This is a genomic window from Streptomyces sp. NEAU-YJ-81 (genome assembly GCF_017592595.1).
Lineage (GTDB): Bacteria > Actinomycetota > Actinomycetes > Streptomycetales > Streptomycetaceae > Streptomyces > Streptomyces hygroscopicus_B.
Map to the genome: position 1 here is coordinate 387,177 of NZ_JAGFNO010000002.1, position 12,478 is coordinate 399,654.

The following is a 12,478-nucleotide window of genomic DNA, read 5'->3' on the forward strand; positions in this document are numbered from 1 at the left end:
ATGAACACCGCCCCTGCCCCTGGACCGCGCGATCCGGCCGCCGCGCTGATCTTCGACGATCCATTGGCGCAGCGGTCATCGGACGATACGGACCACGGGTGGGGTGAGCGGGTTCCCGGCGGTGACAGCGCCGACGATGCCGCTGGTCTGGCCCGGTTCCTCGACGAGAAGCCGCCCCACCACCTCTGACGGCTCCCTAGGCGCTGGAGCCGCTGCCGCCACCGTCGACGGCGGCGCCGCGCTGCGCCACCAGCTCGTCGCGGATCTGGCGCAGCAGAAGGATCTCCTCGGCCTCCGCGACGGCCTGCTCCTCCTCCGCCTTCGCCTCCTTGGCGGCCTTGCGCGCCAGATAGCGCGACATCGGCAGCACCATCAGGAAGTACACCACCGCCGCGGTGATCAGGAAGGTCAGCACGGCCGAGAGCACGCTTCCCCAGAGGATCGGAATGCCGTGGACGATATCGCCAGCGGCGTTGGTCTCGCAGGGCGCCTCGAGGCAGGAGCGGTACTTCTCGAGATCCTTCGTGCCGAAGGCTCCGACTATGGGGTTGATGAGGCCCTTCACTATCGAGTTCACGACGGCGGTGAAGGCGGCTCCGATGACGACCGCGACGGCCAGATCGATCACATTGCCGCGCATCAGGAAGGCTTTGAACCCTTCCATGACGCTCTTCTTCTCCTCGGTTACCTTCTCCTGGCTCAACCCACTGCCTCTCTCTCGCCGCGTCGGTGCTGGAGCGGACGGTTCCGCAACCTACACCCGCAGGTGAGAGGGGCATCAGGGGAGTCGGGGGAGTCAGCAGCGGCATAGCGTCACCGCCAGTCGGGAGCCGGCCGCGGCCCCGGCCAGGGCGGTGGCGTCCGCTCGCGGAACCGTCAGCACCACCAGCGCCCCGCCGCCGTCCAGCGTGCTGTCTCCGTCCAGCGCTCCGTCGCCGTCACCGCTCGCATCCACCCCCGCACCGGCCTCCGGCGCACCGCCGTCGGTCCCACCGTCCGCCGAGCGGCCGCCCGCCGCGGGGCCGCTCCTGGATCCCGGCACCTCGACCACCCGGACCCCACGTGCGACCACCCGTGCCGTAGCACCGGACGACCCGGTCCGTGCGGCGTCCGGGAGCGGGGTGGCCAGCACATCCACCCGGTCGCCGGGGTGCAGCAGCCGCACCGCCGCCGCGTCGGCGATCCGGACCGGTGCCGACACCATGGCGGGGCGCGGGCCGCCCCGCCGCTCCTCGCCTGCCGGAGCGGGCGCCCGCGAGGACTCCGCGTCCGTGTGGCCCCGGCCGGGCGGTGCCGCGGCCGCGAGTGCGGCGGCCGTCAGCGCCAGCCCGGCCGCCATCGCGCGGCGCCGCCGCCGCACGGCCCGCCGCAGCCGGAATCCGCCGGAGCGCTCGGTGCGCACCGGATCGAAGCGGGGCACCGCACGGACCGGGGGAGCGGAGCGGGGTAACGCGAGGGTGGGGGACGGATGGGACATGGCACATCACCGCCTGCCGTGAGGGACCGAGTGCTTCTGGCCCCCTCACCATGCCCGCCCCCACCCGATCCCGCTCGGGCCTGTGGACGGCCACCGGGCTGTGGACAACTCGGTCACCCAGGCGAGCGACACCCGCCCCACAGTGGCCGCCGTGCGCGTCTACCCGTCCACCCCGCACCGCCCCTACGGAAGCTCGATCCCCAGGTCCCAGCCGTCGTGGGCGTGGGTGCACAGGCAGTCCCGCGCGGAGGTCTCCGGCAGCTTGCCCACTGCGTCGAAGAGCACCTCACGCAGTCGGCCCACGTTCTCCCCGAAGACCTTCAGCACCTCGGTGTGGGTGACGCCCTCACCGGTCTCCACCCCCGCGTCCAGGTCGGTGACCAGCGTCAACGACGTGTAGCAGAGCCCCAGTTCACGGGCGAGCACCGCCTCCGGGTGGCCCGTCATGCCGACCACCGACCAGCCCTGCGCCGCATGCCAGCGCGATTCGGCCCGGGTGGAGAAGCGCGGCCCCTCGATCACGCACATCGTCCCGCCGTCCACCGGCTCCCAGCCGCGTCCGCGTGCCGCGTCCACGGCCGTCTTCCGCCCCACCGGGCAGTACGGGTCGGCGAAGGTGGTGTGCACCACGTTCGGAATCCGGCCGTCCGGCAGCGGCTCGCCGTCGAAGTAGGTCTGCGTACGCGCCTTCGTGCGGTCCACCAGCTGGTCGGGGACGAGCAGCGTTCCAGGTCCGTACTCCGGCTGCAGCCCGCCCACCGCGCACGGGCCGAAGACCTGCCGCACCCCGAGCGAGCGCAGGGCCCAGAGGTTGGCGCGGTAGTTGATGCGGTGCGGCGGCAGGTGGTGCTTGCGGCCGTGCCGCGGGAGGAAGGCGACCCGTCGCCCCTCGATGTCGCCGAGGACGAGCGAGTCGCTCGGCGCCCCATAGGGAGTCTCCACAGTGATCTCGGTCACGTCGTCGAGGAACGTGTAGAACCCCGATCCCCCGATGACCCCTATGTCTGCTTGCCTGCTGGTCTCGACCATGCGATCACCCTAGCCACCCGCGTCCGCACGAACGACACCCCGCCTCCTCCCGGTGGAGGCGGCGGGGTGCCGATGAAGCCGAAGAGAGGTGGCCGGGTCAGGCGGCCGAACTCGACGACGAAGACGACGAAGACGACGAAGACGAGGAGGGCGCCGAGGACGACGAAGACCCCGACGACGAAGACGTCGAGGAGGAGGACGAGGAAGAAGAGTCCGAGGACGAGGACGAAGACGAGGAAGACGACGAGTCGGAGCTGTCGCTCTTCGCCGCCGGCTTGCTGGAACCGCCGCTCGTGCTGCTGGAAGAGGAGCGGCTGTCGTTCCGGTAGAACCCGGAGCCCTTGAACACGATGCCGACCGCGGAGAACACCTTCTTCAGGCGTCCCTCGCAGTTGGGGCACTCGGTGAGCGCGTCGTCGGTGAACTTCTGCACCGCCTCGAGGCCCTCGCCGCACTCGGTGCACTGGTACTGGTAGGTCGGCACGTTCTTCCTCCTGGCACTCTCACTCAATGAGTGCTAACGACGCTCCATAGTGCAGTATTCCTGCGCGTCAGTCCACTGGGACGGGATATACGGTGATCGAACCCACCGTCCGAGGCCCGCTCCCGGCTCCCACTCCCGGCTCTCGTTCCGGGCCCTCGCGGGCCCCCGGCGGGCCCCCGCTCCCGCCCCCTCAGCCCGCTCCCGTGCCCAGCCAGCCCGCCAGCTTGCCGCCCCGGCCCACCGCCCGCAGCCGCCGTTCCGCCGCGTCGCGCACCGGGTCCGTGGCCACCACGAGCAGCTCGTCACCGCGCCGCAGCATCGTCGAGGGCAGCGGTACGAAGCTGTTCCCGCCCCGGACCACCAGCGTGACCGCGGCTCCCGTGGGCAGCCGCAGCTCGCCGACCTCGACGCCGTGCATCTTGGACGCCTGGGGGATCGACACCGACAACAGATGGCCGCGCAGCCGCTCCAGGGGCGCCGACTCGATGCCCAGGTCGGCCGGCTCGGGTTCCTCGAGCCGCAGCCGGGTGGCGAGCCAGGGCAGCGTCGGCCCCTGGACCAGGGTGTAGACGATCACCAGCACGAAGACGATGTTGAAGATCCGGCTGCTGCCGGGCACATCGCTGACCACCGGGATGGTCGCCAGGACGATCGGCACCGCCCCGCGCAGCCCGGCCCAGGACAGCAGTGCTTTCTCCCGCCAGAGCAGCGGGAACGGCGCCGTGCTGAGCAGGACCGACACCGGCCGGGCCACCACGGTCAGCACCAGTCCGACAGCCAGGGCGGGCAGGACGTCATCGCCCAGCTCATGCGGGGTGACCAGCAGTCCCAGCAGGACGAACATCCCGATCTGGGCGAGCCAGCCCAGCCCCTCGGCGAAGCCGCGTGTCGCCGGCCAGTGCGGCAGCCGTGCGTTGCCCATAAGGAGCGCGGCGAGGTAGACGGCGAGGAAGCCGGACCCGTGTGCCAGCGCACCGCCCGCGTAGGCGGTCACCGCGATGGCGATCACCGCGATCGGGTACAGACCCGAGGCGGGCAGCGCCACATGCCGCAGGCCGTACGCGCCCAGCCAGCCGATCGCGAGGCCGATCACCGCGCCGATCGCGAGCTCCAGGGCGATCGTGCCGATCAGGGCGTACCAGGATTCCATGTGGCCCTGGCTGGAGAAGGCGACCACCAGGATCACCACGGGGGCGTCGTTGAAGCCCGACTCGGCCTCCAGGATGCCCGTGAGCCGCTTGGGCAGCGGCACCGTGCGCAGCACCGAGAAGACCGCCGCCGCGTCCGTGGACGACACCACCGCGCCGATGATCAGCGCCTGCCGCCAGTCCAGTCCCACCACATAGTGCCCTGCGGTCGCGGTGAGCCCCACGCTCACCGCGACACCCACGGTGGACAGGACGGCGGCCGCCGGCAGGGCGGGTTTGATCTCGCCCCACTTCGTGCCGAGACCGCCTTCGGCCAGGATGACGACCAGCGCGGCGTAGCCGAGGACCTGCGTCAGCTCGGCGTCGTTGAAGGTGACGCCGATCCCGTCCGTGCCGATCGCGACGCCGATCCCGAGATAGATCAGCAGCGTGGGCAGCCCGCTGTGCGAGGAGATCCTTACGGCCACCACCGCGAAAAGCAGGACGAGCGAGCAGATCAACAGCAGTTCATTGAGGTGGTGAACAGTCAGGGGCCGACCCTTTCTCACGGGAGCGGAGGGAACGCTGCGAACAGGTCCCCGCCGACCGGAACTTCATTGCCTTACCTAACATTTTACGGGATCTTGACGCGAGCCTCCCACGAGGAGCCTTCGCCGAGGTGTACGAGCCCGGTCGGTGGCCGGTGCGAAGCGTCAGTCATGACTCCGCGTAGGGGCGGCGACAGCGCTGCGCCTATGGTTGCTCCAGCACTCCAGGTTCACCCTGCCCCTCGAAGGACAGCGATGCCCGCCAACACAACCGGCTCTTCTCCCAAAAAGAAGAAGAGCCGACGTCTCCGCCTGATCGTGATCGCAGTCGTGCTGCTGCTCGTCGGGGGCGTCGGCTACGGCGCGTACTGGAGCATCAGTACAGTTCGTGCCTCATTCCCGGAGACCACGGGATCGCTGCAGCTGAAGGGGTTGTCCGGCCCCGTTCAGGTCAAACGTGACGGCTATGGGATACCTCAGATCTACGCCGGTACCTCCGAGGACCTCTTCCGGGCCCAGGGCTTCGTCCAGGCGCAGGACCGCTTCTGGGAGATGGACGTCCGCCGTCATATGACGGCCGGGCGGCTCTCGGAGATGTTCGGTTCCGGCCAGGTGGAGACCGACGCGTTCCTGCGCACCATGGGCTGGCACCGGGTGGCCAAGCAGGAGTACGACACCAAGGTGTCGCCCGCCACCAAGAAGTATCTGCGGGCCTACTCCGACGGCGTCAACGCCTATCTCAAGGACCACCAGGGCGATGCGCTGTCCGTCGAGTACGCGGCCCTGGACTTCAAGAACGACGGCTACAAGCCCGAGAAGTGGACCCCGGTCGACTCGTTGGCCTGGCTCAAGGCGATGGCCTGGGACCTGCGCGGCAATATGCAGGACGAGGTGGACCGCGCCCTGGCCTCCAGCAGGCTCAGCGCCAAGCAGATAGATGAGCTCTACCCGTCCTACCCGTACAGCCGGAACAAGCCGATCGTCCAGGGCGGCGGCGTCAACGAGCTGACGGACGAGTTCGACCCCAAGGCCACCCCGGCGGGCTCCACGAGCGGTACGGGCGGCACGGCGGACGGAGGGGCCACCGGAGCCGCTCAGGGGCTGCAGAGCCAGCTCTCCTCGCTCTCCAAGACCCTGGACGACGTCCCGGCGCTGCTCGGCCCGAACGGGACCGGTATCGGCTCCAACTCGTGGGTCGTCTCCGGCAAGTACACGACCACCGGCAAGCCGCTGCTCGCCAACGACCCGCACCTGGCGCCCCAGCTGCCGTCCGTCTGGTACCAGATGGGGCTGCACTGCAAGCAGGTCACCAGCGCCTGTCCGTACGACGCGGCGGGCTTCACCTTCGCCGGCCTGCCCGGCGTGGTCATAGGTCACAACCAGGACATCAGCTGGGGCATGACCAACCTGGGCGCCGACGTCAGCGACCTGTACCTGGAGAAGGTCACCGACAACGGCTATCTCTACGACGGCAAGCAGCTCCCGTTCACCACCCGCGAGGAGACCATCAAGGTCGCGGGCGGCAAGAGCCGGACGATCACCGTCCGCACCACCAACAACGGCCCGATCGTCTCCGACCGCGATGACGAGCTCACCTCCGTCGGCAAGGACGCCCCGGTGGGCAGCGGCGCCGATGATGTGGCCCCCGACCGCGGCGACGGCTACGCGGTGGCGCTGAAGTGGACCGCGCTCACCCCGTCCAACACGATGGACGCGGTCTTCAAGCTGGACACCGCGAAGAACTTCAGCGACTTCCGTAAGGCGGCCCGCGACTTCGCGGTCCCCTCCCAGAACCTCATCTACGCCGACACCAAGGGCAACATCGGCTACCAGGCGCCCGGCCAGATCCCGGTCCGCTCCAGGGGCGACGGCCGCTATCCGGCGCCCGGCTGGGACTCGCGCTACAAGTGGAGCAAGTACATCCCGCAGTCGGCGCTGCCCTGGGAGCTCAACCCCGATCGCGGCTATATCGTCACCGCCAACCAGGCCGTCGTGGACAAGAAGAACTACCCGTATCTGCTGACCGACGACTGGGGGTACGGCGCGCGAAGCCAGCGCATCACCGACCTCATCGAGTCGAAGACCAAGGACGGCGGGAAGATCTCCACGGACGACATGCAGTCCCTGCAGATGGACAACAGCAGCGAGATCGCCAAGGTGCTGACGCCCTATCTGCTGAAGATCGACGTCAAGGACGACTACGTACGGCAGGCGCAGAAGCTGCTGGAGAGCTGGGACTACACCCAGGACTCGGACTCGGCGGCCGCCGCGTACTTCAACGCCGTCTGGCGCAACACCCTCAAGCTGGCCTTCGGCGACAAGCTCCCCAAGGAGCTGCGGGTCAAGGGGGAGTGCCTGCGGGTGCGCCCGGCCGACGACTCGGGTCCGCTGGAGGACCTGAACGGCAACGCCCGGCTGGTGCGCGAATGCGGTAAGCGCGACGCCGACATGGCCCAGCCGGACGGCGGCGACCGCTGGTACGAGGTCATGCGCGACATCATCAAGGATCCGAAGAACAACTGGTGGAAGACGGCGGGCACCCGCAACAAGCCCGGCGCCACCAACCGTGACGAGCTGCTCGGGCAGGCCATGCGGGCCGCGCGATCCGAGCTCACCGCCAAGCTGGGCAAGGACATCAACAGCTGGAGCTGGGGCCGGCTGCACCGGCTGACGCTGAAGAACCAGACCCTGGGCACCGATGGCCCCGGCGTGGTGCAGTGGCTCCTCAACCGCGGTCCGTGGAACCTCTCGGGAGGCGAGGCGGCGGTCAACGCCACCGGCTGGAACGCGGCGGGCGGTTACGACGTCACCTGGGTCCCGTCGATGCGGATGGTCGTCAACCTCGACAACCTCGACAAGTCGCGCTGGATCAACCTCACCGGTGCCTCCGGCCACGCCTACAACGCGCACTACACGGACCAGACCGAGAAGTGGGCGAAGGGCGAGCTGCTGCCCTGGGCGTTCAACAAGAGCGCCGTGGACAAGTCGACGGAGGACGAGCTGGCGCTCACCCCGTAGTGACCCCGGAGCCCCGCGCGGGGCTCTGAAGGGCCCGGTGGCCGTCTGAGGGGCGTTTCCGCTCCCGGCCGGTCCCGGGCCCGCCGACCCTCGCGGCCCCGCCGGGAGACGCCTCCGGGCGCCTTCAGCGGGGCCGCGGCGTGAAGCGGTGGAGGCCCGACGGGGTCACCGCCGCGTGCACCGGGCGGTCGTGGCCCTCCTCGGGCACCTCGTCCAGCAGTTCACCGTCGTACAGCAGCACCACCAGCGCCGGATCGGCCCCCGCCCCTGCCAGCCGGGCCAGCACCCGGTCGTACGAGCCGCCGCCGCGGCCCAGCCGCATCCCGCGCCGGTCCACCGCGAGCCCGGGCAGCAGCACCACGTCCGCCCGGGTCACCGCCTCGGGGCCGAGCCGCGGCCCCTCGGGCTCCAGGAGGCCGCGCCGGGCGGGCACCAGCCGCTCCGGCCCCTCGTCCTCGCCCCAGTCGAGATCGTCGTCCTCGAGCAGCACCGGAAGCAGCACCCGCACCCCCCGGGCGCGCAGGGCCTCCCTCAGGGCGTGCGTACCGGGCTCGCTCCCCACGGACACATAGGCTGCCACCGTGGCCGCCCCGGCGATCTCGGGAAGCTCCAGGGCACGACACGCCAGAGCGGCGCCGGCCTTCTCGATGTCATCCGCCGTAAACCTGGACCTCATCGTCAGGTGACGTCTCCGCAATGCGCGCTTACTACCGTCGAAGTTGATCACTGGGTGCGCAATCTTCCTGTCTCATGCCATATTCACCGAATGCTCATCATTCGTCCCAAAGGGACCGGATAGGGTTCGGAACATGACTCAATCGCGTACTCGGATCAGCAAGGCTGTCATCCCTGCCGCGGGGCTCGGAACCCGCTTTCTTCCGGCCACCAAGGCCACCCCCAAGGAGATGCTGCCGGTCGTCGACAAGCCGGCGATCCAGTACGTCGTCGAGGAAGCCGTCACCGCCGGACTGTCCGACGTCCTCATGGTCACCGGTCGTAACAAGCGACCCCTGGAAGACCACTTCGACCGCAACTACGAGCTCGAAGAGGCACTGACCCGCAAGGGCGACGAGACCCGACTCGCCCGCGTCCAGGAGTCCAGCGACCTTGCGACCATGCACTACGTCCGCCAGGGAGACCCCAAGGGTCTCGGCCACGCCGTGCTCTGTGCCGCCCCGCACGTAGGTGACCAGCCTTTTGCCGTCCTCCTCGGCGACGACCTCATCGATGCCCGCGACCCGCTTCTGGCCCGCATGGTCGACATCCAGGAGCAGCACGGCGGCAGCGTCATCGCCCTGATGGAGGTGGACCCGGCACAGATCCACCTCTACGGCTGCGCGGCGGTCAAGCCGACCGTGGACGACGACGTCGTCCAGGTCACCGGCCTGGTCGAGAAGCCCGACCCCGCGGACGCGCCCAGCAACTACGCCGTCATCGGCCGCTATGTGCTCGACCCGGCCGTCTTCGGGGTGCTGCGCAGGACCGAGCCGGGCCGCGGTGGCGAGATCCAGCTCACCGACGCCCTGCAGGCGCTAGCCTCCAGTCCGGACCTCGGCGGCCCGGTGCATGGCGTCGTCTTCAAGGGACGCCGTTACGACACAGGCGACCGTAGCGACTATCTGCGTGCCATTGTCAGACTCGCGTGCGAACGTGAAGACCTGGGCCCGGAGTTCCGGGAATGGCTTCGCAGTTACGTCACTGAGGAGATGTAGCACCTTGAGCAGCACCGCAGAACGGGCCGCCGATCACGGCCCGGACCAGGACCGGGTCTGGACGGTGGCCGAGCACCTCGACGACATCCTCGGGCATGTCCACCCGCTGGAGCCCATCGAGCTGCAGTTGCTCGAAGCCCAGGGCTGCGTCCTGGTGGAGGACGTCACCGTCCCCGGCGCCCTTCCGCCGTTCGACAACAGCTCCATGGACGGCTATGCCGTCCGTACGGCTGACGTCGCGGCCGCGACCGAGGACCATCCCGCGGTGCTGACCGTCGTCGGCGACATCGCGGCGGGCAGTGGTGACCTGCCCGCCGTGGGCCCCGGCGAGGCGGCCCGGATCATGACCGGCGCCCCGACCCCGCCCGGCGGCCAGGCCGTCGTCCCCGTCGAGTGGACCGACGGCGGCCTCGACAGCGGGCCGGTCACCCATATGCCCGCGCGCGGCTCGGACCCCCACGGCGGAAGCGGCAGGGTGCGCGTCTTCCGCCCGGTGCGGGAGGGCCAGCACGTGCGCACCCGGGGCAGCGACGCGGACGCGGGCGAGCTCGCGCTGCGCGCCGGCACGCTCCTGGGCGCCCCGCAGATCGGGCTGCTGGCCGCGCTCGGCCGCGCCACCGTGAAGGTGCGGCCCCGGCCGCGGGTGGTCGTGATCTCCACCGGCAGCGAGCTGGTCCAGCCCGGTGAGGACGTGGGCCCCGGCCGGATCCACGACTCCAACAGCTTCCAGCTCACCGCCGCCGCCCGGGAGGCCGGCGCGATCGCCTACCGGGTGGGCGCGGTGGCCGACGACGCGGCGACGCTGCGCGCCGCCGTCGAGGACCAGCTGGTCCGCGCCGATGTCGTCGTCACCAGCGGCGGGGTCAGCGTCGGCGCGTACGACGTGGTCAAGGAGGCGATGCACGAGGTGCACTTCCGCAAGCTGGCCATGCAGCCCGGCAAGCCCCAGGGCTTCGGCCGCGTCGGCCCGGAGGACACCCCGCTGATCGCCCTGCCCGGCAACCCGGTGAGCTCTTACGTCTCCTTCGAGCTCTTCGTGCGCCCCGTCATCCGCACCATGCTGGGCGGCACCGACATCCACCGCACCATCGAGCGGGCGGTCTGCCCCGAGGGCGTCGCCTCCTCGCCCAAGGACAGACGCCAGTTCCTGCGCGGCTGGTACGAGCCGGCCACGATCGACGGCCCGGCCACCGTCAGCCCGGTGGGCGGCGCGGGATCGCACCTGATCAAGGCCATGGCACACGCCAACGCGCTGATCGTCGTCCCCGAGGACGTCACCAAGGTCGCCCCCGGCGCCGAGGTGGACGTCGTCCTGCTGGCCTAGCCGCCATCAGCGGCGGGTACGGTGTCGTCCCACACAGGAGCCACCTGGCCCGGACCGGGAGAACGATGAGCAGCGCCCAGGACCATCTCACCCACCTCGACCCGTCGGGTGCCGCCCGCATGGTCGACGTCTCGGCCAAGGACGTCACCGCGCGCACCGCCCGGGCGAGCGGCCGCGTACGCGTCGCGCCGCGCGTCGTGGAACTGCTGCGCGGCGAGGGCCTCCCCAAGGGCGACGCCCTCGCCACGGCCCGGATCGCGGGCATCATGGGCGCCAAGCGGACCCCGGACCTGATCCCGCTGTGTCATCCGCTCGCGGTGTCGGGCGTCACGGTGGACCTCGCGGTCGCCGACGACGCCGTCGAGATCACCGCCACCGTGAGGACCACGGACCGCACGGGCGTGGAGATGGAGGCCCTTACGGCGGTCTCGGTCGCCGCCCTGACGGTGATCGACATGGTCAAGGCCGTCGACAAGGGAGCTGTCATCACCGACGTCCGGGTGGAGGAGAAGACGGGCGGTAAGTCCGGCGACTGGAGCCGGACATGAGCGGCTCAGCGGCGCCGCACCGCCGCGCCCTGGTCGTCACCGCCTCCAACCGCGCCGCCGCCGGGGTCTACGCCGACACCGGGGGCCCGCTGATCGCCGAGGGGCTGGCCGCCCTCGGCTTCGCCGTGGACGGCCCGCGCGTGGTGCCCGACGGCGATCCGGTGGAGGCCGCCCTGCGGGACGCCGTGGCCGCCTCGTACGACGTCGTGGTGACCACCGGCGGCACCGGTCTCACCCCCACCGACCGCACGCCGGAGGCCACCCGCGGCGTCCTGGACTACGAGATCCCCGGCATCGCGGAGGCCATCCGCGCCGAGGGGCTCGCCAAGGTGCCCACCGCCGCGCTCTCCCGGGGGCTCGCCGGGGTCGCCGGCACCACCCTGATCGTCAATCTGCCCGGCTCCACCGGAGGCGTGCGTGACGGCCTTAAGGTGCTCGGCCGCCTCCTGGCCCACGCGGTCGACCAGATCCACGGCGGGGACCACCGCAGACCCGCCGACCCCGCTGCTCCCGCCGATTCCGCGGGGCCGGACGGGAGCGCGCGCTGAACGCCCCCTGGCCGGTCGCACTGGCGGACGGCGACACCGTCCTCCGCCCCATAAAGCTGCGCGACCAGCGCGCCTGGCGCGAGGTCAACCAGCGCAACCGGGAGTGGCTGCGGCGCTGGGAGGCGACCATCCCGCCGCCCCCGCCGGGCGGCCCCGTCACCCACCGGCCCACCTACCGGCAGATGGTCCGCCATCTGCGGGCGGAGGCGCACGCGGGGCGGATGCTGCCGTTCATCATCGAGTACCAGGGGCGGCTGGCCGGGCAGTTGACGGTCGCCGGGATCACCTGGGGGTCGATGTGCTCGGGCCACGTCGGCTATTGGATCGACCAGTCGGTGGCCGGGCGCGGAGTGATGCCGACCGCCGTCGCGCTCGCCGTCGACCATTGCTTCCGCGCCGTCGGACTGCACCGCGTCGAGGTGTGCATCCGGCCCGAGAACCTGCCCAGCCGCCGGGTGGTGGAGAAACTCGGATTCCGCCAGGAGGGACTGCGGCCGCGCTATCTCCACATCGACGGCGCATGGCGGGATCACCTGGTCTACGCGCTCACGGTGGAGGAACTGTCCGAGGGACTGCTGAGCCGGTGGCACCGGACCCGACCAGGCGCGTCGCAGAAATGAAATACCTGTTCGAATAACGGGAGAACATTTCCAGCCTGGTCAT

General features: G+C 70.6%; 13 protein-coding genes. 7 read left to right on the top strand and 6 right to left on the bottom strand.

Annotated elements, in window-relative coordinates; genetic code table 11:
- Complete coding sequence (locus J5X86_RS07250) at nucleotides 1-189, top strand: hypothetical protein (protein WP_014054365.1); 189 nt, start codon at nucleotides 1-3, stop codon at nucleotides 187-189.
- A 7-nt stretch (nucleotides 190-196) separates the two neighbouring features.
- Here J5X86_RS07250 and mscL read toward each other — a convergent pair whose 3' ends face one another.
- The 5 genes from mscL to J5X86_RS07275 form a co-directional block, all read right to left on the bottom strand.
- Nucleotides 197-664 carry a large conductance mechanosensitive channel protein MscL gene (gene mscL / locus J5X86_RS07255; protein ID WP_119994601.1) on the bottom strand — a complete coding sequence of 156 codons (468 nt, stop codon included), beginning with the start codon at nucleotides 662-664 and terminating at the stop codon, nucleotides 197-199.
- 132 nt (nucleotides 665-796) lie between these two features.
- The gene (locus J5X86_RS07260; protein WP_208515933.1) at nucleotides 797-1,477 is read right to left on the bottom strand and encodes an RcpC/CpaB family pilus assembly protein; all 681 of its coding nucleotides are present in this window, start codon (nucleotides 1,475-1,477) and stop codon (nucleotides 797-799) included.
- Between the two features lie 183 nt (nucleotides 1,478-1,660).
- The gene (locus J5X86_RS07265; RefSeq protein ID WP_208515934.1) at nucleotides 1,661-2,506 is read right to left on the bottom strand and encodes an S-methyl-5'-thioadenosine phosphorylase; all 846 of its coding nucleotides are present in this window, start codon (nucleotides 2,504-2,506) and stop codon (nucleotides 1,661-1,663) included.
- A gap of 97 nt (nucleotides 2,507-2,603) precedes the next feature.
- Nucleotides 2,604-2,990: an FmdB family zinc ribbon protein gene (locus tag J5X86_RS07270; RefSeq protein ID WP_208515935.1), complete on the bottom strand. Its 387-nt coding sequence runs from the start codon at nucleotides 2,988-2,990 to the stop codon at nucleotides 2,604-2,606.
- Nucleotides 2,991-3,180: 190 nt separating this feature from the next.
- A complete protein-coding gene (locus J5X86_RS07275; protein WP_208515936.1) occupies nucleotides 3,181-4,686 on the bottom strand; it encodes a potassium/proton antiporter in 1,506 nt (501 codons plus the stop codon).
- Between the two features lie 234 nt (nucleotides 4,687-4,920).
- Between J5X86_RS07275 and J5X86_RS07280 the strand changes: the two genes are divergently transcribed.
- On the top strand, nucleotides 4,921-7,683 hold the full coding sequence (locus tag J5X86_RS07280) for a penicillin acylase family protein (protein ID WP_208515937.1): 2,763 nt from the start codon (nucleotides 4,921-4,923) through the stop codon (nucleotides 7,681-7,683).
- A 124-nt stretch (nucleotides 7,684-7,807) separates the two neighbouring features.
- Here J5X86_RS07280 and J5X86_RS07285 read toward each other — a convergent pair whose 3' ends face one another.
- Nucleotides 7,808-8,410 (bottom strand): 5-formyltetrahydrofolate cyclo-ligase, encoded by a 603-nt coding sequence (locus J5X86_RS07285; protein WP_208515938.1) that lies wholly within the window; start codon nucleotides 8,408-8,410, stop codon nucleotides 7,808-7,810.
- A gap of 82 nt (nucleotides 8,411-8,492) precedes the next feature.
- Here J5X86_RS07285 and galU point away from each other — a divergent pair, with 82 nt between their 5' ends.
- The 5 genes from galU to J5X86_RS07310 all read left to right on the top strand — a co-directional run bounded on the left by galU (nucleotide 8,493) and on the right by J5X86_RS07310 (nucleotide 12,435).
- Entirely contained in the window at nucleotides 8,493-9,395 is a 903-nt protein-coding gene (gene galU / locus J5X86_RS07290) for a UTP--glucose-1-phosphate uridylyltransferase GalU (RefSeq protein ID WP_208515939.1), read from the top strand.
- A 4-nt stretch (nucleotides 9,396-9,399) separates the two neighbouring features.
- Nucleotides 9,400-10,719: a gephyrin-like molybdotransferase Glp gene (gene glp, locus J5X86_RS07295; protein WP_208515940.1), complete on the top strand. Its 1,320-nt coding sequence runs from the start codon at nucleotides 9,400-9,402 to the stop codon at nucleotides 10,717-10,719.
- A gap of 65 nt (nucleotides 10,720-10,784) precedes the next feature.
- Complete coding sequence (gene moaC, locus J5X86_RS07300) at nucleotides 10,785-11,267, top strand: cyclic pyranopterin monophosphate synthase MoaC (protein ID WP_208515941.1); 483 nt, start codon at nucleotides 10,785-10,787, stop codon at nucleotides 11,265-11,267.
- The gene (locus J5X86_RS07305; protein WP_208515942.1) at nucleotides 11,264-11,815 is read left to right on the top strand and encodes a molybdenum cofactor biosynthesis protein B; all 552 of its coding nucleotides are present in this window, start codon (nucleotides 11,264-11,266) and stop codon (nucleotides 11,813-11,815) included. The genes moaC and J5X86_RS07305 overlap by 4 nt, the downstream gene beginning before the upstream one ends.
- On the top strand, nucleotides 11,812-12,435 hold the full coding sequence (locus J5X86_RS07310) for a GNAT family N-acetyltransferase (RefSeq protein ID WP_208516139.1): 624 nt from the start codon (nucleotides 11,812-11,814) through the stop codon (nucleotides 12,433-12,435). Before J5X86_RS07305 ends, J5X86_RS07310 begins: the two co-directional genes overlap by 4 nt.
- Nucleotides 12,436-12,478: the final 43 nt, after the last annotated feature.